This window comes from Xanthomonas sp. 10-10 (assembly GCF_040182365.1).
Taxonomy (GTDB): domain Bacteria; phylum Pseudomonadota; class Gammaproteobacteria; order Xanthomonadales; family Xanthomonadaceae; genus Xanthomonas; species Xanthomonas arboricola_F.
Genome location: NZ_CP144460.1, coordinates 425827 through 450456, shown reverse-complemented (window position 1 = coordinate 450456; position 24630 = coordinate 425827). Strand labels below are relative to the sequence as shown.

The window sequence follows — 24630 nt, the reverse complement described above, 5'->3', positions numbered from 1 at the left end:
CAGACCTCAACGCTCCCACTGCGGGAACGGGTCGTCCAGCAGCTGCCAGTGCGCCGGGCCCTGACGCAGTTCCTGATCGCTTAGCAGGCAGGCATCCAGCGCCGCGCGCGTGCGCGGTGCATCCATCTCCACACCGATCACCGCCAGTTCCTGACGGCGGTCGCCCCAGAGCGGGTGCCAGAGCCGCTGCATGGCCGCGTATTCGGCTGGATCGCCCACTTCATGCAGTTGCGGCAGCGGCGCGGTCCAGCACTGCATCTGCTGCCGCTGCCAGCCGATATCGGTGTAGGGCAACGGGGTCATGCCGGTGTGCGCCGGCTGTCCGATCACCTGCGCACCCACACGGTGGCGCGCGGCGAACCAGAAGCCGGCGGCATTGGTCTGGGTTGCGCCGCCGACGCTGGACAATTCGCCCACCCAATCCATGCGGCTGGCCAGCCAGAAGAAGCCCTTGCTGCGGATCACCTGCGGCAACCCGCTGTGCACCATGCGCGCGAATCGCTGCGGGTGGAACGGCCGACGTGCGCGATACACGAAACTGCTGATGTCGTATTCCTCGGTCTCCGGGGCGTGCTGCCCGCGCAGCTCCTGCATCCAGCCCGGCGCCAGCTGCGCGCGGGTGAAATCGAAGCGCCGGGTATCGAGCAGCTGATGCAACGGCACATCGCCGTGCGCCGCATCCACGATCGCCGCATCGCGATTGAGTGCACGCAACACCGCGCGCAGACGCTGCAACTGCGATGCATCGATACGGTCGCACTTGCTGATCACCAGCACATCGGCGAACTCCACCTGCTCGCCCAGCAGTTGCACCACGCCGCGCGTATCGTCCGGACCAGCTTGTTGCCCCAGCTCGGCCAGCGTGGCAGCCGAGCCGAAATCCTCCAGAAACCGGCTGCCGTCCACCACCGTCACCATGGTGTCCAGGCGGGCGATATCGGACAGGCTGAAGCCGTCCGCATCGCGCACCGCAAAGGTCGCAGCGACCGGCATCGGTTCGGCGATGCCGGTCGATTCGATCAGCAGATAGTCGTAGCGCTTCTGTTCGGCCAGCCGCCGTACTTCCTGCAGCAGGTCGTCGCGCAGCGTGCAGCAGATGCAGCCGTTGCTGAACTCCACCAGCGTTTCTTCGGTCCGCCGCAATGCCGCGCCGCCGTCGCGTACCAGCTGCGCATCGATATTGATCTCGCTCATGTCGTTGACGATCACCGCCACGCGCAGGCCGTCGCGGTTGTGCAGGATGCGGTTGAGCAAGGTGGTCTTGCCGGCACCCAGGAAACCGGACAGCACGGTGACGGGAAGACGCGGATCGCGGACGGGGGACAGGGACATCCAGGCAGCCTCGAGGGGATGAAGTGTTACTATATAACACTTATTCGACGGGACTAGGACATGCGTGCAACCGCTTCTTTCTTCGATACCTCGGCCATCGCCTTGTCTGGTCTGTGCCTGCTGCATTGCCTGGCACTGCCCCTGCTGGCCGCCGCGCTTCCGCTGCTGGGCGCATGGACGCGTGCCGAGTGGGTGCACGTGGTGTTCGCCGCCGCGGCAGTCCCGCTGAGCAGCTACGCGCTGTGGAGCACGCATCGGCGCCACGCGCTGCCGGCGTCGGTGTGGACCCTGGCGGGCGTGGGACTGGCCGGCCTGGCACTGGGCGCAAGCGGCATTGCAGGCGGCACCCTGGAAACCCCCATCACGGTTACCGGCAGCCTGCTACTGGCCAGCACGCACCTGCTCAATCTGCGACTGCGTCGCAAAGCCAGGCATTGCCCGAGCTAGCGCCTGAATTACGCCAGCCTGCGGAATTGGGGCGGCTTAAGTGACCTGTGAGGCCTAAGGCAAGTCATTTTTGATCATCAGCAAGCATGTCTTGATCTTGGCCTGCAGGGTTCCCATTGCGCCCGTTCTCGCATACCGGCCTTTCACTTTTATGCTGGCAAGTTTCGAAGCGAGCTTGGCCGCGTTAGCCACGGAAAGTGGTGGTGTGCCCGTGACATCCACAATTCCTCTGATGGCGACATCCGTTGTGGCAAGGAACTCCGCGCCAGAAAGAGCAATCTCTGCGTAGCGAGGATTGGAGTCGAACTCTTCTCTGGTCAGCTTGCCATCCAGAGCAAATGTCGCAATCGCATACAGAGGATCGAGTTGCTTCTCGCCCAATGTGCTGACGTCGGCATATCGCTGTGGCGGGCAGTTGACCTCCGTGGCGTAGTCCGCGTTTGTCCGCGTCTGCTCCGATGCTAAGGGCGTCCCGCCGCTGGCCGGGGATCGCTGCGCGTCGTCATGACCGTGGTTCGACTGACCGCACCCTGTCGCCAGTGAGCCGAGCAGTATTAACGTGTAACGTTTTGGTGATCCCCGCATGGACGATTTCCCTTTGCCGTGACGCGTGTCATGCGTGTCAGATGAAATGCATTGAACGTCAAAGGCACGCATCCCCTCAATAGCTATTGAGGCAGCGGACTGCGCCCGGGCACAGCTCTTGGCATCTGGTGGCAAATCCGCGCTACAACGAAAAGCCCAGCAGGACCGGGTCGTGGTCGGAACTGCGCCACGGGCCGGGCAGGTTGCGCTTGGCATAGCCGGCGTCGTCCATCGCATCGGCATTGACGTGCCATTCCACGGCGCCACGCAGTTGCTTGGCCATCGCCGGGCTGAGCAAGGCATGGTCCAGGCGCCCGCTCATGCCGTCGTAGACGTAGCTGTAAGGCTGCTTCACGCCGGCCACTGCGAAGGCGTCCTGCCAGCCGCTGGCACGCAGGCTGCGCATCGGCGTTTCCATGGCGTAGGCGTTGAAGTCGCCCAGCAACACGGCCAGCTTGGTCTGCGCGCCGGTCGGGTCGGTCTGCAGCCATTGGTGCAGGCGCTTGGCCGATTCGGTGCGCGTGGCATTCCAGCAGGCCTGACCGTCGCGCTGGTCGGCATCGGCGCCGCTGGCGGTACCGCAACCTTTGGACTTGAAGTGGTTGGCGACCACCACGAAGGTCGCGCCGCGGCTACTGCGGAAGGCTTGCGCCAACGGCACGCGGCTGTGGTTGTCGAACGGCCCGCCGGTCAGCGTGGCCGGCTTGCCCACCGGGGTGACCTGCGTGCTGCGATAGATCATGCCGACCCGGATCGCGTCCTCGCCCGGGCCGCTGCCGGTATCGACGAACTGCCAGTCCTTGTCCTTGCCGGCGGCGTTGAGCGCGGCAACCAGCTGCGCGACGGCTGCATCGGCACCGTTGCCGTCGTTTTCCAGTTCCATCAGCGCGGCCACGTCGGCCTGCAACGGCATGATGGTGGCAACCAGCTTGGCCAGCTGCGCCTGAAATTGCTCGTGCGTTCGCGCACCGCGCTTGGTCGGGAAACCGCCGCCACGCCCATTGCCGTTGAAGAAGTTCTCCAGATTGAACGAGGCGATGCGCAGATCGCCGCCCACCTGCGGCGCCACCGCAGTCGGCATGGCCGGCAGCGTCAACGGGTTCAGCACCTGGATGCGGTATTGGCCGTCATAGCGTTGGTCGACGATGCCATCCACCGACTTGAGCAGGCTGCCGCTGCGCAGCGCCGCATCGGGCTGCAGATACGACACCGTCTTGGGGCTGCGTCCGTTGCGCGCATCGTCCAGCAGCACGCGGCGGCGTGCATTTTCCGCTTCGACCTGGGCAAAGGCCGGCGTGCCGGCGGCGGCCACTTCGCTCGGCTGCCACAGCCGCCCGCCGAAGGCGGCGACCAGCTCGCCATAGGTGTCCAGGCGGTCGCTGCCGTTGAGCGTCAGCGCAGCGATGCGCACGTGCTCGCCTTCCAGCGCTTCCCAGTTGGCTGGCGGCCCGCTGAGCATGCGCACCGGTACCGGCTGGCCGCCGGCGAGCCGCTCGATGCTGCTGGCATCCAGCGTGGTCATGCTCGCTTCGCCGCCTGCCGACACCTCGCGCACCGTGCCGACGATGCGGACGCGATCGCCCACCGCCAGCTCGGCGTTGCCGGCGCCGGTGACGAACAGCCCATGCGAGCGCCGCGGCTCGAAGCCGGGCTGCTGCACGAACAGGCCGGCCAGCCCGGTTCGCGTATCGGCAGTGACGATGCCTACGAGCTCGACCACGCGACCGTCGTAGGGGCTGCGGCTGTCCTCGCCCTGTACATCGGCAATCGACAGACGCTGCGGCGCGCTATCGGCAGCGCCACACAGCAGCGGCGCCAGCAAACCGATCACACCGAGCACAAGCAGCGGGCAACGCGACATCGAAACACTCCAGAAGATGGATCAAACGCAAACGCCGCCCGGAAGGCGGCGCGTGATGGCAGGGGCGCAGAAGCAGGCTAACAAAACGCAGCGATGCGCCGCCAGATCATCCGTCGACAGATCGGTGCCAGCCAATCGCCGCCGGTGAGCGCGGTTGTCGCGCGGCGCTTCGCGGGCAGCCCGTGCAGCGAGGCCGAACCGACACCACAGGCAACCTCGACGGAGGCCCGCATCGCAGCGGGCACGGGCCGATCCTTCGCCAGGCCCGACACCGCAGCGGCTTATTTCAGATTGCCCAGCATCCAGTCGACGGTGGCACGCACCTGTTCTTCGGTCAGCGCCGGATTGCCGCCCTTGGGCGGCATGATGCCGCCGTCCGGGCCGGTGTAGCCCTCGATCGCGTGCTTGTACAAGGTGTCCTTGCCCTGGGCGATGCGTGCATCCCAGTGCGAATGGTCCAGCGTCGGCGCCTTGCCCACGCCGGTGGTGTGGCAGGCGGTGCACAGGTTGTCGAAGATGGTCTTGCCGTCGGTGGTACCACCGTAGGCGGACTGCGAGGACGCCTTGGCCAGCGCTGCTGCCTGGGCCGCCGCCTGTGCGGCGGCACCGGTGGTACCGGCATAGACCGCCCCGGCCGGTGCGATGCGTTGCTGCACGCGCTTGGCGGCAGTCGGCGAGACCTCATCGGGAATGGCACGTTGCAAATAGGCTGCCAGGGCGATCAAGCCCAGGGTGATCACCACCAGTAAACCGATCACCATCGAGAATTTTTTCAGGAACTCGAGGTCGTAATTCCGCACGCGCTCACCCCTGGCTGTTGGTCGAAGACCTCTGCTAGCGCCGGAGTATAGAGCACAGTTCATGCCAGTCTGACCAGCGTGCATGACAGTTTTTGCCGCGATGTGCGCTGCGCCCTGACGGGTAGTCGCTCCTGCATGCAGCCACGCTCGCGCCCGCCGACGAATTGCCGCAATGCCGCATGGCACGTTGGTCTCGCCGAAGGGAATTGCGTATCATTCCCATCAATCCACGGTGACGCGCACCCCGCCTCGCCCGGTCCCGTCTACGAGGAGTCGCCGCGATGAAGTCCTTCCTGCTGTCCTGCCTGGCCTTGGCCAGCATCAGTCTGTCCGCCCAAGCCCACGAAATCTGGATCGAACGCGATGGCAGCGGGCCGGTGCGCATCTTCTTCGGCGAGCCCGCGCAGGAAACGCTCGACCACGGCCAGGACGAGATCAAGCGCGTGGTCAAGCCGACCGTGTTCGGCGCCGCCGGCAAGGCTGGCGCCCTGACGCGCGGCAACGACTTCCTCACCGCGCCGCTGTCCGGTGCCGGCGATGCGTGGCTGAGCGATGACAGCGTGTTCGAGCCGTGGAAGGGCGAAGCCGGCGGGTTCGAGACGGTGAGCTACTACGCCCGTGCCGGACGCAGCACGCCGGCAGCCAAGCTCGATCTGGAACTGGTACCCACCAGCGCCAACGGCAGCACGCTGACCGTGCTCTACCGCAACAAGCCGCTGCCCAAGGCCGAGGTCACCGTGATCGACCCGCAGAAGTGGCAGAAGACGCTGACCTCCGACGCCAAGGGCCAGGTGACCCTGCCGGCACTGCGCGCAGGTCGCCACATCCTGGTGGTCAACAACAAGGAGCCGGTGAAGCGTGAGATTGCCGGCAAGCAGGTGTCGATGGTGCATCACATCAGCACGCTGACCTTCGTCGCCGAATAAGCATCGCTCTCTCGCATCCACGCCCGCCTGATGTCCAGCGCACCACCCCTGTCGCTTCCCTGGTTCCGGCGCCCGTGGCTGGGCGTGCTTGCGCGCACGCTGGCGGCGATCTTCGGCGGCTATGCGCTGGCCAGCGCGACCAATCTCTTGCTTGCACTGGCATTGCCGTTGCCGCGTAGCGAAGCGGTGTTGACCAGCATGCTGATCGGCATCGTGGTGTGCGCATGCGCGCCGCTGTGGGCATTTGCCACCGCCAGCGTCTGGCGTGCCTGGGCAGGCATCGCCGTGCCGGCGGCGCTGATGTTTGCGTTGGCCGCCTGGCTGCAACGGGGTATGGCATGAAGCAGGGATTTCGCCAATCGATGGCCTGGTTGCATACCTGGACCGGGCTGCTGGTCGGCTGGGTGTTGCTGCTGATCTTCATGGGCGGCACGGCCAGTTATTACCGCGACGAAATCAGCCGTTGGATGCGCCCGGAGCTACCGTCCACCACGGTAAGCACGGAAACAGCACTGCGCAGTGCCGAACGCTATCTGCAGACGCATGCGGCCGACGCGCTGAGCTGGAACATCACCGTGCCGGACACGCGCAATCCGGTGGTGAGCATGTACTGGCAGAACCCTGCGCCAGCCGATGGCAAACCGGCCAGTCGCCGCCAGATGTACGGCAACGCCATCATCGACCCGGCCACCGGCAAGGAGATCGCTGCGCGCGACACGCTGGGCGGCGAGTTCTTCTACCGGCTGCATTTCGATCTGCATTATGTGCCGGTGCTGTGGGCGCGCTATATCGTGGGTTTCTGCGCGATGTTCATGCTGGTGGCGATCATCAGCGGCGTGATCACGCACAAGAAGATCTTCAAGGACTTCTTTACCTTCCGCCCGGGCAAGGGCCTGCGCTCGTGGCTGGATTTCCATAATGTCAGCGCGGTGACCGCGTTGCCGTACCACGCGATGATCACCTACACCGGCATCGTGACCTTGATGTTCATGTACCTGCCATGGGGTATCAAGGCGCGTTATGCCGACGAGGAGATGCGCTTCTACGACGAGTCGGCCAACCGCGTGGCCGACACGCGGCAGGCGGCCGGTACGCCGGCGCGCATGCTGCCGCTGGAGCAGTTTGTGGAGCGTGCGCGCCGCGACCTGCGCGGGGCCGACATCGGCAATGTGGCGGTGTCGCTGCCCAACGATGCGCATGCCGCCGTCGGGGTGAGCCAGCTGGCGGCCAACCTGTCCACCAGCGCGCCGTCCATCCTGTACGACGCGGTCAGCGGTGCGCGTCTGCAACGCAGCAGCGCGCCCGGCGGTGCGAGCGAAACGCGCGGCGTGATGGTCGGACTGCATATCGCGCACTTCGCCGGCCCCTGGTTACGCGCGCTGTTTTTCGGTTCCGGGTTGCTGGGCTGCCTGATGGTGGCCAGTGGCGTGGTGATGTGGGCGGTGAAAGAACGACCCAAGCATCTGAAAGCCGGCCGCATCGGGTTTGGATTGCGCCTGGTCGATGCGCTCAACATCGGCACGGTGGCCGGCTTGCCGATCGCCTTTGCCAGTTTCTTCTGGGCCAACCGGCTGTTGCCGGTGGCGCTGGAATCGCGTGCGGCGATGGAAGCGAACCTGTTCTTCGCCGCCTGGGGCGCTGCGTTGCTGGCCGCGTTCGTCTGGCCGCGTCGCGCGATGTGGAGCTGGCAGCTGTATCTGGGCGCGGCATTGTTTGCACTAGTGCCGCTACTGAACGCAGCGACCACCGACGTGCATCTGGGCGTGACGCTGCCGGCCGGGCAATGGGCGTTGGCCGGCATCGATCTGGTCTGCCTGGGTCTGGGCGTGTGTCTTGGCATCGCCGGCTGGCGCCTGCAGCGGTGGAAGGCGCCGCAATCGGCGGCAGCGCGCCGTGCACGCGCCACCATGCCTGCGACAGCGGCGCAAACCAACGTTGCCGTGCAGGAAGGCGCATGAGTGTGTTGCTGTTGCTGGCGCTGAATTTTTCCGGGTTTGCCGCGCTATGCCTGGCGATGGAAAAACACCAGCACGAGGTGCGCGGCCGCAGCCTGGGCGCTGCCCGTACGCGACAGCTGCGCAGTATCGGCTGGGTGCTGTTGCTGTGCACGTTTGGCCTGGCGGTATGGACGCGGGGCTGGGGCATCGGGCCGGTGCTGTGGCTTGGGACATTGACCGCTGCGGCGGCACCGCTATCGCTATGGCTGCTGCCGTATCGACGCGCGGCGATCCTGCCGGCGGCGCTCCTCGCACCGGTGGCGGCCGGCATGGCGCAGCTGCTGGCCGGTTGAATCAGCTTGCGATGTGGTCGCGGCGGCAGTGCGCTGGTGTGCAGCGCTTGACGATGCCATTCGCGTCAGCAGCATGATGGGACATGCCTGCGGGCCAGGCAGCCGTCAGGACATTGGCAAGCGGCGTGTTCGCAGCGCGGCGGCACCGATATCCGGTGCGTCCGGTGCAGGATCTGCAGTTGTCCGCCGCACGTGTTGCCACTACACCACAGTCGGCGGGTCGCCCCAGCTGCGGCCATCGCGCGGCAGACGGCCGTCGTCAAGCACATGCAGCACCTGGTCGGGCTGCAGCATGTCCAGGAACAGCACCACGTTGACGCCCTTGGGCGCCGCGATGCTCGGGAAGATCACCCCGGGAATCAGCGCCTCGCGCAGCATATCGCCGAGCACCCAGCTGACCGGTTCGACCTTGTTGACCAGGGCCTTGCGCCAGTCGTCGGTCCAGTCGGCCCATAGCGCGTCCCAATCCGAGTCGAGCAGGCGCAGGTCGGCCAGTGCCGGCAACTCGGCGGCATAGCTAACCAGCGTAAACGGCGGCAGGAACGGCGCCGCCTGCGCATATTCGGCGGCGGCGGTGTCCAGTTCCATGGCCAGATACAGCGCCGGCTGACCGAAGCGATTGAAGCGCCCGCCGGATCGCGCGGCACCTGCGCCGCTCAGCGGTTCGGCGGCCCAGCGCGGCGTGAAGGCGCGATACAACGTGCAATGCGCCGGGGCGCTCAGCCTCAACCCGCGGCCCCGGCGGCGACGGTCCGCAGATACGTCAGCGCATCGTCGGTGCGGCCTTGCTTGACCACCTCCAGCAGCGTGGCGAATTCGAACGCGGGGATCGGTGTGTTTTTGAGATGGAACACCAGCTGTTGCTCGTCCGGTTGAATCTGCGCCATCGCCACCAACAGGCGCGACAGGTTGCGCAGCAGATCCTGCACACGCGGACTCTCCGGATGCACGCGCAGGCTGTTGCGATGCACGCCGGCCAGCTCGGCCAGCTCCTGCTGCGACAACTCCAGCAGACCTGCCATCGCGGACGGCGAGAGGATGGTGCGATCGGGCGCGCGCAGCCGCTCGGTCAGGGACAGGGGATTGAGGACGGCGACCATGACATGTGCCTCGACAAGGGGTGTGCACAGTATATGCACAGTAATTTACCTTGATCCAGCACAGCCAGACACATGGTCAGTGCAGTGTCAGCCCGGGGCAGGTGCGCCGACGGCGCGAAGACAGAAGCCGCAGATCGCTTCCACCAAGTGCTCGCCCTGCTGCGGGTCGCCCCGGCTTGGCGCAATCGGCCCGACCAGGGCTTCGGTGAAGGCGCCGACGATGCAGGCCGCGGCCGCGTCCAGCGACTGCTCGGGGAACTCCCCGGCTGCCACGCCTTCGGCCAGCAGCTGCCGGAACACCTCGCCAAACAGGCGACGGCCGCGGATACGTTCGGCATCCACCTCGCTTTCCACCGGCTCGGCGATGAAGGCGTAGGCCAGCGCCGGGCCGGCCAGCGCCCGCCGCACGAAGGTGGCAATCGCGCTGCGCAGGCGCTCGGCCGCACTGGCCTCGGTGGTGGTGATGGCGCGCAGGATGGTCATCTCGCGCTGCACCGCCGCGTCGAGAACTTCGACGAAAAGCTCGGCTTTGGAGGGGAAATGCCGATAAATCTGCCCGGTCGAGACGCCGGCGGCAGCCGCGACCGCGGTGATCGGGGCGTTGCGATAGCCGCCTTCGGCGATCAGGGCACGGGCCGCGTGCAGGATGCGTTCGCGGTTGCCGGCCAGGCGTTCTTCCATCAGGGCGGAGCGTCGATAAGCCATGGTGTGATTCTTGGTTCAATAGTTGAATTTTAGTTCACTTTTTTGTCGCGGACCGCTAGGCTGCCCCACATACGCCGTGCGGCCCGCCCGCTCCCACCCGGCACGTCCCGATCCTTGTGGAGTTGCTGCATGCATGTGCCGTCCTTGAACTTCGAGCTTGGTGAAGAGATCGATCTGCTGCGCGAAAGCGTCGCCGCGTTCGCCGGTCACCATATCGCCCCGCTCGCCGCTGCGGCCGATCACGATAATGTGTTCCCGTCGCAACTGTGGCGCCTGTTCGGCGAACAGGGCCTGCTCGGGCTGACCGTGGAAGAAGACTACGGCGGCAGCGGCATGGGCTACCTGGCGCATGTGGTGGCGATGGAAGAAATCTCGCGCGCCGGCGGCGCCATCGGGCTGTCCTACGGGGCGCATTCCAACCTGTGCCTCAACCAGCTGCGCAAGAACGCCAGTCAAGAACAGAAGCAACGCTACCTGCCCAAACTCTGCAGCGGCGAGCATGTCGGCGCATTGGCGATGAGCGAAGCCGGTTCCGGCTCGGACGTGGTGTCGATGAAGCTGCGCGCCGACGCGCGCGGAGACCGCTTCGTGCTCAACGGCAGCAAGATGTGGATCACCAATGGCCCCGATGCCGACGTGCTGGTGGTGTACGCCAAGACCGACCCGGATGCGGGCGCACGCGGCATCACCGCGTTCATCGTCGAAAAGGGCATGCCCGGGTTTTCGACCGCGCAGAAGCTCGACAAGCTGGGCATGCGCGGCTCCAACACCTGCGAGCTGGTGTTCACCGATTGCGAAGTGCCGGCCGAAAACGTGCTGGGCACGCTCAACGGCGGTGTGCGCGTGCTGATGTCCGGGCTGGATTTCGAACGCGTGGTGCTGGCCGGTGGGCCGCTTGGGCTGATGGCCGCCGCGATGGATGTGGTGCTGCCGTATGTGCATGAGCGCAAGCAGTTCGGCGAGCCGATCGGCACCTTCCAGTTGATGCAGGCCAAGCTGGCCGACATGTACGTGGGGCTCAATGCCTGCCGCGCGTATGTGTATGCGGTGGCGCGCGCCTGCGATGCGGGGCGCACCACGCGCCAGGATGCAGCCGGGGCGATCTTGTACGCGGCCGAAAAGGCGACCTGGCTCACCGGCCAGGCGATCCAGGTGCTGGGCGGCAACGGCTACATCAACGACTATCCCACCGGGCGCTTGTGGCGCGATGCGAAGCTGTACGAGATCGGTGCGGGCACCTCGGAGATCCGCCGTATGTTGATCGGCCGCGAGCTGTTCGAACGCACTGCCTGACGGAGCCATCATGAGCGTGATCACCAGCCAGCTGCAGGTCAGCAGCGACAGCTTTCAGGCCAATGCCGCAGCGATGCGCGCGGTGGTCGATGACTTGCGTCGCACCCTGGCGCAAACCGCGCTCGGCGGCAGCGAGGCTGCACGGCAAAAGCATGTCGCACGCGGCAAGCTACTGGTGCGCGCACGTATCGACGCGCTACTGGACGCGGGCAGTGCGCTGCTGGAAATCGCGCCATTGGCGGCGCATGGCCTGTATGACGATCAGGTGCCGTGTGCGGGCGTGGTGGCCGGCATCGGCCGCGTGTCTGGCGTGGAATGCGTGATCGTGGCCAACGATGCCACCGTCAAGGGCGGCACCTATTACCCGATGACGGTGAAGAAGCATCTGCGCGCGCAGGAAATCGCCCAACAGAACCGCTTGCCGTGCATCTACCTGGTCGATTCCGGCGGCGCATTCCTGCCGCTGCAGGATGAAGTGTTTCCTGACCGCGATCACTTCGGGCGCATCTTCTACAACCAGGCCAACCTCTCGGCGCAAGGCATCCCGCAGATCGCCTGCGTGATGGGCTCTTGCACCGCCGGCGGTGCCTACGTGCCGGCGATGAGCGATGAGACGGTGATCGTGCGCGAGCAAGGCACGATCTTTCTCGGTGGCCCACCACTGGTCAAGGCGGCCACCGGCGAAGAAGTCAGTGCCGAAGAACTCGGCGGTGCCGATGTGCATACGCGCATCTCCGGGGTGGCCGATCACTTCGCCGACAACGACCTGCAGGCCCTGGCCCGCGTGCGCGCCATCATCGCGCAGCTCAACTGGCGCAAGCCGCCTGCATCGCTGGCGATGCAGGCACCGTTGCCGCCGCGCCATGCCGCCGACGAGTTGTATGGCGTGATCCCCGCCGATACGCGCAAGCCGTTCGATGTGCGCGAAGTGATCGCACGCATTGTCGACGACTCGCAGTTCGACGAATTCAAGCCGCGCTATGGCAGCACCCTGGTCACCGGCTTTGCGCACCTGCACGGCTACCCGGTGGGCATCATCGCCAACAACGGCATCCTGTTCTCCGAGTCGGCGCTCAAGGGCGCGCACTTCATCGAGCTGTGCACGCAGCGCGGGATTCCGCTGGTATTCCTGCAGAACATCACCGGCTTCATGGTGGGGCGCAAGTACGAACATGGCGGCATCGCCAAGGATGGCGCCAAGCTGGTGATGGCGGTGGCCTGCGCCAAGGTGCCCAAGTTCACGGTGGTGATTGGCGGCTCGTTCGGTGCCGGTAACTATGGCATGTGCGGCCGCGCGTATTCGCCCAATTTCCTGTGGATGTGGCCCAACGCGCGCATCGGCGTGATGGGCGGCGAGCAGGCGGCCAGCGTGTTGGCCACGGTGCGCCGCGACGGCATCGAAGCCAAGGGCGGCGCATGGTCCGGCGACGACGAAGACACCTTCAAGGCGCCGATCCGCGCGCAGTTCGAACAGCAAGGCCATCCTTACTACGCCAGCGCACGGCTATGGGACGATGGCATCATCGACCCGGCCGATACCCGTCGCGTGCTGGGCCTGGGCTTGTCGGCGGCGTTGAATGCGCCGATCGAGCCAACGCGTTTTGGCGTGTTTCGCATGTGAGAGGCAACGCGCCCTGGCGCTGTGTGCAGCGGTCGCTCCATCACCGCGCGTGCAGCGTGTGGGACCCGATGACGGCATCCGGTCGGTCTCCAGCGTCTGCGTCGCTCTTGCCGCTTGTAGTCCGCACCACATCCGCGCATTCAATCGCACGACCTTAATCGCACGAGTGCCGGCCACGCCGGCGATGTGCAGAGACCGACCCGATGACACAGCACGACTCGATCGCCACATCACCGCAGCGGCCCTTCGCCAAGATCCTGATCGCCAATCGCGGCGAGATCGCGTGCCGCATCATTGCAACCTGCCGCAGGCTCGGCATCGCCACGGTGGCGGTGTATTCGGACGCAGACCGCGATGCGCGGCATGTGCGCCTGGCCGACGAAGCGATCCATCTCGGCCCGGCACCGGCGCAGCAGAGCTACCTGCGCGGCGATGCGATTCTCGATGCGGCACGCGTCAGTGGCGCCGAGGCGATTCATCCGGGTTACGGATTCCTGTCTGAAAATGCCGCGTTTGCCGAGGCCTGCGCGCAGGCCGGCGTTGTGTTTATCGGCCCGCCGGCAAGCGCGATTCGCGCGATGGGCGACAAGAGCGCGGCCAAGGCGGTGATGGAACGTGCGGGCGTGCCGTTGACGCCGGGTTATCACGGGCCCGAACAGGCGCCCGCGTTTCTGCGTGCGCAAGCCGATGCCATCGGCTACCCGGTCCTGATCAAGGCCAGCGCCGGTGGCGGCGGCAAGGGCATGCGCCGGGTCGATGCCGGCGCCGCGTTCGAGGAGGCACTGGCCAGTTGCCAGCGCGAGGCGCAATCGGCGTTCGGCAATGCGCATGTGCTGGTGGAGAAATACGTCGAGCGTCCGCGACATATCGAGATCCAGGTATTTGGCGATACGCATGGCGAGGCGGTGTATCTGTTCGAACGCGACTGCTCGGTACAGCGCCGGCACCAGAAGGTGCTGGAAGAAGCGCCCGCACCGGGCATGACCGAACAACGTCGTGCGGCGATGGGCAAGGCGGCCGTGGATGCAGCGCGCGCGGTGGGGTACGTCGGCGCCGGCACGGTGGAGTTCATCGCCGGGCCGGATGGCGATTTTTATTTCATGGAAATGAACACCCGGCTGCAGGTGGAGCACCCGGTCACCGAGTTGATCACCGGCACCGATCTGGTCGAATGGCAACTGCGCGTGGCCGCAGGCGGGCCGTTGCCGCAACGCCAGGAGGCGCTGCGCATCCACGGCCATGCGCTGGAAGCACGCCTGTATGCCGAAGATGCCGACCGCGGTTTTCTGCCTTCTACCGGCACCCTGCGCCAGCTGCAGCTGCCGGCCACCAGCGCGCATGTGCGGATCGACGCAGGTGTGGAGCAAGGCGACACCATCAGCCCTTACTACGACCCGATGATCGCCAAGCTCATCGTCTGGGACATCGACCGCCCGGCGGCACTGGCACGCATGCGCGAGGCGCTTGCGCAGGTGCATGCAGTGGGCGTGACCACCAATAGCGCCTTCCTTGCGCGGCTGGTCGGCACTCATGCGTTTGCGACTGCCGATCTGGATACCGCGCTGATCGAACGCGAGCAGGCGGCGCTGTTTCCGCAGGCAACCGCACCGCAACCTGCATGGTGGTGCCTGGCCGCGGTGCTACTTGCCGAACAGGCGCCACTTGCCCGCAACGATCCGGCCGATCCGTACTCGCCGTGGCAGAACCGCGACGGATGGCGCATCGGCCTGCATGCAGCGCGTAGCGTGACGCTGGAGGCCGCCGGCGAACGCCGCGCACTTGCGTTGCGTCCGCTCGCCGATGGCTGGGAGGTGAGGTCCGCCGATGCCACCCACCTGCTGCGGTATCACGTGCAGGACGACGGGTTGCGCGTGGAGCTGGACGGCCGGCAATGGCGCGTACAGGCGCTGCACGACGGCGCTGCGGTGACCTTGCGCGATGGCAGGCACAGTGCGCTCTTCCGTCATCACGATGCCCTGGTGGAGGCCGATCAACCGGCGCATGCCGGCGGCGGCCTGACTGCCCCGATGCCCGGCCGCATCGTGGCGCTGACCGCGCCGGTCGGCGAAACGGTGACGCGCGGGCAGGCGCTGGTGGTCATGGAAGCGATGAAGATGGAGCACACCTTGCACGCCCCCAGCGACGGCACGGTACAGGCCTACCTGGTGGCCGAAGGCGATCTGGTCGCCGATGGCGCCTTGTTGGTGGAATTCGTGTCCGCGAAAGCGTAGCCCCCCCGGCAGGGTGACCAACGGCACGTCCGCACGCCTCGGTACTGCACGTAGCGTGGCCGGATCGGCTGGATTGGCCGCGATTCCCACCGGAGGCTTTCATGCAACGCCTGCTTCTCGTTTCCAGCATGCTGCTGGCGTTGTCCGCCTGCAGCGACAAGACCGCTCCACCCACCAGCACCGCGGCAACCGCCGCGCAGACGCCCACGGCCGCGCCCGCACCGGTCACCGCGCCTGAGCTGATCACCCGCGATGCGCTGTTCGGCAATCCGGAGCGCGCCAACGTCAGCATCAGCCCGGATGGCAAGTACCTCAGCTGGGTGGCCCCGCTGGATGGCGTGCTCAACGTCTGGGTCGCGCCGGTGGATGCACCGGATCAGGCGCATGCGATCACCAAGGACACCGCGCGCGGCATCCGCAACTATTTCTGGACCTATCACACCGACACCTTGTTGTACCTGCGCGACAATGGCGGCGACGAGGATTTCCATCTGTTCTCGGTCAACCTGAGCGATGGCAGCAGCAAGGATCTCACCCCCTTCCAGAAGACCAATGCCGAGGTGGCCGCGATCAGCGCGCACCATCCGGAATCGATCATGGTCGGCATGAACGACCGCGATGCGAAGTGGCACGATCTGTATCGCGTCGACCTGGCCACGGGTAAACGCACCCTGGTGCAGAAGAACACCGACAGCCTGGACAGCTACCTGCTCGATGGCGACTTCCGGCTGCGCTATGCGACCCGCGCCACCGACGATGCCGGCAGGGAATTGCTGGTGCCCGATGGAAAGGCATGGAAGAGCGTGGATCGCATTCCGTTCGAGGATGTCACCAACACCTCGCCCGAGGGACTGACCGACGACGGCAAGACGCTGTACATGCGCGATTCGCGCAACCGCGATACCTCCGCGTTATATGCCATCGACACCGCCAGCAACGCACGCACACTGCTGTTCGAAAACCCGAAGGCCGACGTCGGCGATACCTTGAGCGACCGCAAGACCGGAGCCGTACAGGCAGTGTCTACCGATTATCTGCGCGAAGAATGGAAGGCGCTGGATACCGGGATCGCTGCCGACCTGCAGAAACTCAAGTCGCTCGGTACCGGCGATGCCGCGGTGGCCGCACGCACGCTCGATGACCGCACCTGGATCGTCGCTTACTCGGCCGCGGAAACGCCAACGACGTATTATCGCTACGACCGCGCCGACGGCGGCAAGCTGAGCAAGCTGTTTTCAGCCCGCCCTGCACTCGAGGGCAAGCCGCTGGTGCCGATGTGGCCGCAGGCGCTGACCGCGCGCGATGGCCTCACCCTGGTCAGCTACCTCACCCTGCCCGCCGAGGCCGACGCCAACCACGACGGCAAGGCAGCCAAGCCGGTGCCGTTGGTGCTGTTCGTGCATGGCGGCCCGTGGGCGCGCGACAGCTATGGCTATGGCCCTTACGAGCAATGGCTGGCCAATCGTGGCTACGCGGTGCTGTCGGTCAATTTCCGCGGCTCCACCGGCTTCGGCAAGGCCTTTACCAACGCCGGTAACGGCGAGTGGGCCGGCAAGATGCACGACGACCTGCTCGATGCGGTGCAGTGGGCGGTCAAGCAGGGCGTGACCAAACCCGACCAGGTCGCCATCATGGGCGGCAGCTACGGCGGCTACGCCACGTTGGTAGGCATGACCTTCACCCCGGACAGCTTCAAGTGCGGCGTAGACATCGTCGGTCCGGCCAACCTCAACACCTTGCTCGGCACCGTGCCGCCGTACTGGGCCAGCTTCTACAAGCAGCTGACCAAGCGCATGGGCGACCCGGCCACCGTCGCCGGCAAGCAATGGCTGACCGAACGCTCCCCGCTCACCCACGTCGACAAGATCAGCAAGCCGCTGCTGATCGGCCAGGGCGCCAACGACCCACGCGTCAAACAGGCCGAAAGCGACCAGATCGTCAACGCGATGAAAGCCAAGAACATCCCGGTCACCTACGTGCTGTTCCCCGACGAAGGCCACGGCTTCAAGCGCCCGGAAAACAGCAAGGCCTTCAACGCAGTGACCGAAGGCTTCCTGAGCCAATGCCTGGGCGGCCGCGCGCAACCGATCGGCGCCGACTTCGAAGGCTCCAGCATCACCGTCCCGGAAGGCGCCGACAAGGTCACCGGCCTGAGCGATGCATTGAAGACGCATACCCAGGCGATTCGGAAGTAGGCTCCTTCACTATAAGAGCTAAGCTGCTCATCACACCCCAATCAGAAAAGCCGGCGAAAACTTCGTCGGCTTTTCTATTGTGACAACTAAGTGCCAGCACAACACGATTGCACCCGCCTTATCGGTCGACACTGCAGTTACCACGCCGAGCAGCGTACGAAGTTCGTACTCGCCGCTGCTTCGCCCAGCTGAGAGACAGCGATTGAAAATTTGCCTGGGAGAATGGATGATTGATGCTGCATGCTCAAATCAGAAGATCAACTCTCGCGGCAAGTGATGCGTTAGATGGCACTTGAAGGAATGACCCTGATCCAGGCGCATAGGTAGACTAAAAATGGACGCCCCCCAATTCACGATACTGCCTCCCGCGCAATGAAGATCAAACGTAGAAGTCTTTGCTTTTTCGAGATTGAGGAACAAACACAGCCTGATTTGAGTGCCCTCCTTCGTGGCGTAGTGCGTCTAGCTCCGGCGACATCCATCAGCCTACTCTGCTCACTCACAGGCGAGCGACTCGAATTGACGGCTGAAGAACTTTATTTCATTGCTTCGTTGCCAGCTGACTGGATCGAAGGAAGTAGCGTGTCGAAATCGAGTCTTCCTGAAGGCTCTCTCTCTCGTCTTATTGGAATAGGTGCACTTCTCTCCGATGATGCAAGCGACGAAAAGAGCGCTACCCTGACTTTAGCTGAGAAGACCCGTAAGGAAATCGGCTGGCACCCATTAGCCCATCTTTATCATGGCATGACACGATGGAACGACAAGCGGACGCCTGACCCAACTGAAGACATGGGCATCGAGCATCGGCAGGCACAGTTAATGCGCCATGCTGCTGTACACGGAGCGATTCCTACGCACTTCCCGATGCATCCAGTGGGGCCCCATAAGGTTGCGTTATCTGAATGTCTTAGCCCCGATAATTTTGAAGAGGTTTTATTACAGCGTAAAACAACGCGCCACTTCGATCGCTCTATTGCACTACCCGAAGCCAAGTTCAGCAGGCTCCTACATCTGACGTTCGGGGCCATCGGTAAAGAGGATCTTGCCCCTGGGATGACAGCACTCAGGCGTACCAGTCCTTCCGGAGGGGCTCTTCATCCCATCGAAGCCTATCCGTTGATCATGAACGTCGAAGGAGTGGAGCCTGGGCTGTACCATTATGAAAGCGGCAACCACCATCTCAACTGCCTTAAACCAATGGCTTTGGAAGATGCTCGAAAGCTGGCCGAAGCTCTTGTCATTGGTCAAACGTATTTTGCTGAAGCCGCAGCACTCGTGTTCCACGTAGCGCGCCTGGATCGGCATCATTGGAAGTACCGCAATCATCCGAAAGCCTATCGGGCCGTCACACTCGATTCTGGCCACCTGAGTCAAACGTTTTACCTTCTAGCCACACATCTTGGTCTCGGCGCGTTCTATACTGCAGCAGTCAATGACGCCAATCTTGAGAAACTGCTTGGCTTGGACAGCCTTAAAAACATGGTGGTGGGTGCGAATGGCATTGGCGTCATTGATTCTTCAAAAAACAACCTGCATCTTTTGCCAGTACCATTGTTCAACTGAGCGGAACATTTTCTAAAAATATTTTTACAGGGGATTGAATGTCTACGCTGGAAAACTCAAAGAGCCTCCTACAACGACTTGCTACAGACGATGAATTTCGGGCGTCAATGGAAAAAGATCCCATCGCAGCCTTTGCGGAGTACGGGTTCAAGATCGAGAAAAGCGAAGCGCCGATTCACGTAGACATCCCTAGCAAGGAAGATATCAACGCCGGGCTGGATGAAATGGCCAAGCGCATTGAAGACACTTGCGGGTTTGACGTTTTTCGTCGCTAGTTCTACAGGTGAGGCCGTCTTTTCGGCCTCACCTCACAACAGGCATCAATCTTTGCTTCGAACATGCATTTAAATTATCAGCGAGGCAGCAATGAATCGATGATAGGTGGCCTATCCGGCAACCACTCCGCGTAAATACGGGCGCGTTTTTTTATTTCCGCAACATTATCAACTGACTGACTCACCATCTTTCCAAGCGCACGCCTAGCGCGGACGCGCTCCACCTCGGTCAAAGAAAGGGCGGCTGGTTCAGAATACGCTTCAAGGAGCGAGAGCGCGTGGGCGGGTCGGCCTGAATTAGTCTCCATTCTCGCTTTCAAGATAGCGGAAAGATTACCGAGGGTTGAAAAAGGCGACGACTCTTCATCCTTGGCAGCAAGCGGTAGTGCCTCTACTGCAAGCGATGAATCTCCTTCCCCAACCGCCACGTAAGCCGAGTAAAGCGCAGCGACAAGGATACACTCTCTTGTGCGCCCATTAGTTCCTTCTACCGACTTCTTCGCCAACCGAAATAATTCTCTAGCTCCGCTGAGGCGTGCCGCCTGGTCATCCTCATGTGCAACGACTGCCAACGAAGTAGTACGCGCAAGCCAATCGTAGGGTAATTTAGGCGACTCGATCATAGTCATTAAAGCTTTGGCTCCAGTTGCTGCCTCGCTCCAACGACCCGCGTCGGCCAAAACTGTCACCTCCGCAGCAGCACGTGCCACTGACAAAAAGCGCTCCTCCTTTGCAACCGGGCGCAGCTCCACTAATGCTTCGTTAGGCGAGCGCGATGCGGCTTTGATCAGAGCGCACTCGACAGAGTTGTACTTGAATCCGATTCGCTTGGATGCGAGGCAATCTGCACTTGCCAAGTCGAGGCGCCCTAGCCCCATATTGGCCATTGCTCTGTATTGCATTGCAAGTGGCAGCGTCACCGCTTGGGGACTCGCTGCGCGCTGACTATATTTCGCCATTCCTGCGTAGTCGTTTGCCAGCCGCATCCCTGACGCTGTATTGAATGCGGCAACATCGAAATCTGGATAGAGATCAGAAAGCGCCTTCCATTTTTGAACGTAGCCTTTTTCACCTGAAAATAGGGAGAGTTGAGCATCCGCATAAAGCCTCTCGCGATTTGTCAGGCGCGGCACTCCATCCAAAGCGTGCTGCATTTCCTCTTGAGCACGAGCAACGTCTGTACGTGAGTAGGCTACTCGAGCAAGTGCAATTCTTGCCATTGCAAAGCTCGGATCTAGTTTGAGCGAAATGGCAAAGTACTGTTCGGCGGCACCCAGATCTTTTAATGCATAAGCCTTTTGCCCTAAGGTGAAGGAACGCAATGCGTCTATATTTTGAGTTGTTACTTTTTCCAGAGGCAGGGAACTGCGCTCGATCAACTCAGGCTGCTCGCCAAGCGACTTTCGCAGTGCCGCACCTACATCTCCAATCGATGCCACGACACTGTCAGCACCCTTCCCTGACGCAGACAGAGACAACACCGTAGCCGAGGTTCTCGGATTGACCACCTCGAGATCGATTCGAATGTTCCCGGCAACTTCAGAAATTGTGGGTAAAAGGAGTGCCCGGGCGCCTAGTCGCTCCGATATCTCAGAACCCACGCGCCTGTCCATGCTTTGATCAGGTTTACCCATCATGGCAAGAACATTCTGTGCACGTTCCGCGGGAACCACATTGATATAACGCGACTGCTCAATGCTTGTACGTAGGGCTGCCTCAACAGCGCCTTGGTAACGACTATCCTTCAAGGCATTCTGCAAGTCCCCCACCACCACCCAATCGCGTTCGGAGAACGCGATCGCCGGCTGGGGACGGATGAAGAACCAGATCGCGATGCCCACCGCCAGCATGACCCCCGTCTCGGCAACCAACGCCGCCGGCCGGCGCCACAGCGGCACATCGCGCCAGGCCTTCGCCGAGTTTTTCGGCATGCGCAGGGGGGTCAGGCCGACTTCGCCGACTTCGTAGATCTCCATCGGCGTGGGCACGCCCTTGAAGCGCCAGCGGCCGTGGGACTTCCACAGGATGCGTTCGGCGCGGTCGCCCAGTTCGCGTGCGGCGCGGTGGGTCAAGGATTCGGCGACGGCCGAGATCAGGATCTGCCCCGGCCGCGCCATCGACATCAGGCGTGCGGCAGTCGGTTTGGCCAGACCTTCGACTTCCAGCGGTTTGGCGCCGATGCTCACTGCCTCGTCGCTGTTGCGCCAGGTCAGCACTTCGCCGACGTGCAGGCCCTGGCGCGCGCACAAGGTGAGCGCGTGGGCATCGCCCATCGCCTTGAGCCCGCGCGCGTAATCCAGTGCAAAGCCCAGCCCGTCGATCGGGCGGTCGAACAACAACAGCAAACCGTCGGAGCGGTCGATCAGGCGGCCGCGCCACTGCTGCTGCAGCTTGACCACCAAGCGGTCGTGTTCGCGGAACAGTGCCGCGGCGGCGTTGTCGCCGATGCGTTCGACCAACGCGGTCGAATCGCATAGGTCGGTCAACAGCAAGGTACGAAGACGCGGGGCCTGCATCGCCTCCGACGACGCGTCCTTGCGTGCGTGGGTGCGGGCGCTCATGCCTCAGCCATGCTCTGGAGCAGGCGCAGCGCCGGATGGCGGCGGTGCGAGCGCTTGGTGCATGGCCAGCACATTGCCGCCTTGCCGCTTGGCTTCATACAGCGCGCTATCGGCGAGCGTGTACCAGTCGTTCCAGGACGCCTCCGCATCGATCATGCACAGGCCGACGCTGACCGAGCAGCCCTGCTCGCCCTGGTTGTTGCACAGGCGCGCTTCCACCGCGCGCACGATGCACTCGCCGATGTGGTGCACCAGCTCCGGGGTGCCTTGCGCAACCAGTACGCAGAATTCGTCGCCGCCGAGACGGCAGGCAAGATCGCCCTCGGCGATGACCGAACGCAGGGCATGCGCCACGTTCTGCAACACGCGGTCGCCGGCCAGATGGCCGAACTCGTCGTTGATGCGCTTGAAGCGGTCGCAGTCGATCAGGATCAGCCCGACGCCCGGCACGTTGCCGACGCGGCGACATTCCTGCAGATACAGCGCCAGACCGCGCCGGTTGTGCAACCCGGTCAGCTCGTCGGTGCGGCTGAGTTCTTCGGTGTGGTTGAGCTGGTGCGAGGTGACGTAGAGATTGTCCAGCGCCGCTTCCAGATCGTGGTTGCGACGGCGCAGCTGACGGATCAGCAGCTGCTCGTTGTTGACCACACGCACGATGGAGCGGCGCAGAAAATGCGCGACCATCGAAGGATCGTGGTCGACCAGACGCTGAAAATCGTCGTGCGCCAGTTCGATCAGGCGGCTGTCCATGGATGCGCTGGCGCCGGCACTGCGCGCGTGATCGCCGATGAGTAGGCCGAGCTCGCCAAAAAATTCGCCTGGCCCCAGGTGCTTGAGCGTCAGGTCTTCACCGAAATCCAGGTCGATCTGGCCACTGACCACGATGAACATCTGGGTGCCGATCGCACCGCGCTCGAACAGCGCCTGGCCTGCGGCAAGCTCACGGGTACGGCCGAAGCGGGCGAAAAACGCCAGTTCGTCAGCGGTCATCAACGCATGCAGCCCGTCCGAGAGCGTCTTGGCAACGCTTCCGGTCGGCTCAACTGCGCCTGCAGTGTTGTGGCAAGTCATCCCGTTTCCTTAGGCCGGCCCGCACCATTAGCCCGTGGGCAAATCCTACAGGAACCCCACGGCCCCGCACCAGATCACACTCTTTCTCTCGGGAAAAGAGACGGAATGTCGGGTATTGCCGAAAAAAAAAGGGCCCGGTTTCCCGAGCCCTCTCCCCCTCCTGGGGTGGCGAAACGCGGACGGCCCGCTGCAGGTTAGGCCGCCTTCTCGCCGTGAAACTGTTCTTCCTCGGTGGAGCCGAGTAGCGCGGTGGTGGACGATTGCCCCTGCTGGATCGCCTGCGTCACCGCATCGAAGTAGCCGGTGCCCACCTCGCGTTGATGCTTGACCGCGGTAAAGCCCATCTCCGCCGCCTCGAATTCGGCTTGCTGCAACTCGACGAAGGCGCTCATCTGGCGGCGCGCATAGCCATGCGCCAGGTGGAACATGCCGTAGTTGAGTGCGTGGAAACCGGCCAGGGTGATGAACTGGAACTTGTAGCCATAGCTCGCCAGCTCGGTCTGGAACTTGGCAATGGTGGCATCGTCGAGATTCTTCTTCCAGTTGAAGCTGGGCGAGCAGTTGTAGGCCAGCAATTTGCCGGGAAACCTGGCATGAATGGCCTGTGCGAATGCACGCGCGAAGTCCAGGTCCGGCTTGCCGGTCTCGCACCAGATCAGATCCGCATACGGTGCGTACGCCAGCCCGCGGCTGATGGCTTGATCCAGCCCGTTGCGGGTCTTGAAGAAACCTTCGACCGTGCGCTGCCCGGTGGTGAAGGGCTGATCGTTGGCATCCACGTCGCTGGTGATCAGATCGGCCGCTTCGGCATCGGTGCGTGCGATCAGCACCGTCGGCACGCCCAGCACGTCGGCCGCCAGGCGCGCAGCGTTCAATTTTTCGATCGCCTCGCGGGTGGGCACCAGCACCTTGCCGCCCATATGGCCGCACTTCTTCACCGATGCCAGCTGATCTTCGAAGTGCACGCCGGCCGCGCCGGCTTCGATCATCGCCTTCATCAGCTCGAAGGCGTTGAGCACGCCGCCGAAGCCGGCCTCGGCGTCGGCCACGATCGGCTGCAGGAAGTCGATGTCGTCATTGCCTTCGGCGTGATGCAGTTGATCGGCACGCAACAAGGTGTTGTTGATGCGCTTGACCACCGCCGGCACCGAGTCGGCCGGATACAGCGACTGGTCCGGATACATCTGCCCGGCCAGGTTCGCATCGGCGGCGACCTGCCAGCCGGACAGGTAAATCGCCTTCAAGCCGGCCTTGACCTGCTGCATCGCCTGGTTGCCGGTCAGCGCGCCCAGCGCATTGACGAACGGCGTGGCATGCAGGGAATTCCACAATTTGTCCGCGCCCAGACGCGCCAGCGAGTGCTCGACATGCACGGTGCCGCGCAGGCGCACCACATCAGCGGCGGTGTAGTTGCGGGTGATGCCGGCCCAGCGCGGGTTGGTGGTCCAGTCCTGCTGCAGTTGTTCGGCGCTTTGCAGTGTGGTGCTCATCTTGCGTTCTCCTGAAGGGCGACGACGGATGGAACGAGGAAGGAAGGCCGTGCATGACACGGCATGCGGCATGGCGAGGCCGTCGTTGCGTCTGCGCGCAACGGGCGGTGTGCTGCATTGAGGTGAGGAGTGCAGGGGCACCATGGGTGTCGCTGCAATGCGGTGATTAGAGCGGCTACCAGAACGTAGCGAGCAGTCGTCAGGTGGGTGCGGACGGCGCGGAGGAACCGGAGTGTACGAGCTGCATGAGGATTCCGAGCACCGGCCGCGCCCGCCTGCAGGCT

The 24630-nt window shown here is 63.7% G+C and carries 21 protein-coding genes and 1 other RNA gene; 11 read left to right on the top strand and 11 right to left on the bottom strand.

Going from position 1 to position 24630, the window contains the following annotated elements; translation table 11 throughout:
• Window positions 1-6: 6 nt before the first annotated feature.
• Window positions 7-1332: a GTP-binding protein gene (locus VZ068_RS01850; protein WP_349656715.1), complete on the bottom strand. Its 1326-nt coding sequence runs from the start codon at window positions 1330-1332 to the stop codon at window positions 7-9.
• A gap of 60 nt (window positions 1333-1392) precedes the next feature.
• On the opposite strand from VZ068_RS01850, the gene VZ068_RS01845 reads away from it, so the two are divergent.
• Complete coding sequence (locus VZ068_RS01845) at window positions 1393-1779, top strand: MerC family mercury resistance protein (protein ID WP_349656714.1); 387 nt, start codon at window positions 1393-1395, stop codon at window positions 1777-1779.
• Window positions 1780-1833: 54 nt separating this feature from the next.
• Here VZ068_RS01845 and VZ068_RS01840 read toward each other — a convergent pair whose 3' ends face one another.
• The 3 genes from VZ068_RS01840 to VZ068_RS01830 all read right to left on the bottom strand — a co-directional run bounded on the left by VZ068_RS01840 (window position 1834) and on the right by VZ068_RS01830 (window position 5025).
• Complete coding sequence (locus VZ068_RS01840; protein ID WP_349656713.1) at window positions 1834-2436, bottom strand: hypothetical protein; 603 nt, start codon at window positions 2434-2436, stop codon at window positions 1834-1836.
• 70 nt (window positions 2437-2506) lie between these two features.
• Window positions 2507-4225 (bottom strand): ExeM/NucH family extracellular endonuclease, encoded by a 1719-nt coding sequence (locus VZ068_RS01835; protein ID WP_349656712.1) that lies wholly within the window; start codon window positions 4223-4225, stop codon window positions 2507-2509.
• Window positions 4226-4506: 281 nt separating this feature from the next.
• Window positions 4507-5025 (bottom strand): c-type cytochrome, encoded by a 519-nt coding sequence (locus tag VZ068_RS01830; RefSeq protein ID WP_039412147.1) that lies wholly within the window; start codon window positions 5023-5025, stop codon window positions 4507-4509.
• Window positions 5026-5306: 281 nt separating this feature from the next.
• On the opposite strand from VZ068_RS01830, the gene VZ068_RS01825 reads away from it, so the two are divergent.
• Genes VZ068_RS01825 through VZ068_RS01810 form a run of 4 tightly spaced genes read left to right on the top strand, consistent with a single transcriptional unit; the run spans window position 5307 to window position 8241 of the window.
• The gene (locus VZ068_RS01825; protein WP_259159456.1) at window positions 5307-5951 is read left to right on the top strand and encodes a DUF4198 domain-containing protein; all 645 of its coding nucleotides are present in this window, start codon (window positions 5307-5309) and stop codon (window positions 5949-5951) included.
• 30 nt (window positions 5952-5981) lie between these two features.
• Complete coding sequence (locus VZ068_RS01820; RefSeq protein ID WP_259159458.1) at window positions 5982-6293, top strand: DUF3649 domain-containing protein; 312 nt, start codon at window positions 5982-5984, stop codon at window positions 6291-6293.
• Window positions 6290-7909 carry a PepSY-associated TM helix domain-containing protein gene (locus tag VZ068_RS01815; RefSeq protein ID WP_349656711.1) on the top strand — a complete coding sequence of 540 codons (1620 nt, stop codon included), beginning with the start codon at window positions 6290-6292 and terminating at the stop codon, window positions 7907-7909. Before VZ068_RS01820 ends, VZ068_RS01815 begins: the two co-directional genes overlap by 4 nt.
• A complete protein-coding gene (locus tag VZ068_RS01810) occupies window positions 7906-8241 on the top strand; it encodes a DUF3325 domain-containing protein (protein WP_349656710.1) in 336 nt (111 codons plus the stop codon). The genes VZ068_RS01815 and VZ068_RS01810 overlap by 4 nt, the downstream gene beginning before the upstream one ends.
• Window positions 8242-8442: 201 nt before the next feature.
• Here the strand turns inward: VZ068_RS01810 and VZ068_RS01805 are convergent, their stop codons facing one another.
• The 3 genes from VZ068_RS01805 to VZ068_RS01795 all read right to left on the bottom strand — a co-directional run bounded on the left by VZ068_RS01805 (window position 8443) and on the right by VZ068_RS01795 (window position 10046).
• Window positions 8443-8970, bottom strand: coding sequence for an RES family NAD+ phosphorylase (locus VZ068_RS01805; RefSeq protein WP_349656709.1), 528 nt, complete (start codon window positions 8968-8970; stop codon window positions 8443-8445).
• Window positions 8967-9341, bottom strand: coding sequence for a DNA-binding protein (locus VZ068_RS01800; protein ID WP_104611827.1), 375 nt, complete (start codon window positions 9339-9341; stop codon window positions 8967-8969). Before VZ068_RS01800 ends, VZ068_RS01805 begins: the two co-directional genes overlap by 4 nt.
• Window positions 9342-9428: 87 nt before the next feature.
• The gene (locus VZ068_RS01795) at window positions 9429-10046 is read right to left on the bottom strand and encodes a TetR/AcrR family transcriptional regulator (protein ID WP_349656708.1); all 618 of its coding nucleotides are present in this window, start codon (window positions 10044-10046) and stop codon (window positions 9429-9431) included.
• A 129-nt stretch (window positions 10047-10175) separates the two neighbouring features.
• Between VZ068_RS01795 and VZ068_RS01790 the strand changes: the two genes are divergently transcribed.
• The 6 genes from VZ068_RS01790 (at window position 10176) to VZ068_RS01765 (ending at window position 19224) form a co-directional block, all read left to right on the top strand.
• Complete coding sequence (locus VZ068_RS01790) at window positions 10176-11339, top strand: isovaleryl-CoA dehydrogenase (protein WP_259168541.1); 1164 nt, start codon at window positions 10176-10178, stop codon at window positions 11337-11339.
• A 10-nt stretch (window positions 11340-11349) separates the two neighbouring features.
• Entirely contained in the window at window positions 11350-12960 is a 1611-nt protein-coding gene (locus VZ068_RS01785) for a carboxyl transferase domain-containing protein (RefSeq protein WP_349656707.1), read from the top strand.
• Between the two features lie 203 nt (window positions 12961-13163).
• On the top strand, window positions 13164-15191 hold the full coding sequence (locus VZ068_RS01780) for an acetyl/propionyl/methylcrotonyl-CoA carboxylase subunit alpha (protein ID WP_349656706.1): 2028 nt from the start codon (window positions 13164-13166) through the stop codon (window positions 15189-15191).
• Window positions 15192-15292: 101 nt separating this feature from the next.
• A complete protein-coding gene (locus VZ068_RS01775) occupies window positions 15293-17386 on the top strand; it encodes a S9 family peptidase (protein ID WP_349656705.1) in 2094 nt (697 codons plus the stop codon).
• Window positions 17387-17758: 372 nt separating this feature from the next.
• Entirely contained in the window at window positions 17759-18949 is a 1191-nt protein-coding gene (locus tag VZ068_RS01770) for a putative peptide maturation dehydrogenase (RefSeq protein ID WP_349656704.1), read from the top strand.
• Between the two features lie 38 nt (window positions 18950-18987).
• Window positions 18988-19224, top strand: a complete 237-nt coding sequence (locus VZ068_RS01765) for an NHLP-related RiPP peptide (RefSeq protein ID WP_259168546.1) — start codon at window positions 18988-18990, stop codon at window positions 19222-19224.
• 77 nt (window positions 19225-19301) lie between these two features.
• Here VZ068_RS01765 and VZ068_RS01760 read toward each other — a convergent pair whose 3' ends face one another.
• The 4 genes from VZ068_RS01760 to VZ068_RS01745 all read right to left on the bottom strand — a co-directional run bounded on the left by VZ068_RS01760 (window position 19302) and on the right by VZ068_RS01745 (window position 24593).
• Window positions 19302-21785, bottom strand: a complete 2484-nt coding sequence (locus VZ068_RS01760; protein WP_349656703.1) for a putative peptide modification system cyclase — start codon at window positions 21783-21785, stop codon at window positions 19302-19304.
• A gap of 3 nt (window positions 21786-21788) precedes the next feature.
• Window positions 21789-22856 carry a GGDEF domain-containing protein gene (locus VZ068_RS01755; RefSeq protein WP_349656702.1) on the bottom strand — a complete coding sequence of 356 codons (1068 nt, stop codon included), beginning with the start codon at window positions 22854-22856 and terminating at the stop codon, window positions 21789-21791.
• Between the two features lie 194 nt (window positions 22857-23050).
• Entirely contained in the window at window positions 23051-24346 is a 1296-nt protein-coding gene (gene aceA, locus VZ068_RS01750) for an isocitrate lyase (protein WP_349656701.1), read from the bottom strand.
• A gap of 173 nt (window positions 24347-24519) precedes the next feature.
• Window positions 24520-24593, bottom strand: a non-coding RNA gene (locus VZ068_RS01745) — sX9 sRNA.
• Between the last annotated feature and the right edge of the window lie 37 nt (window positions 24594-24630).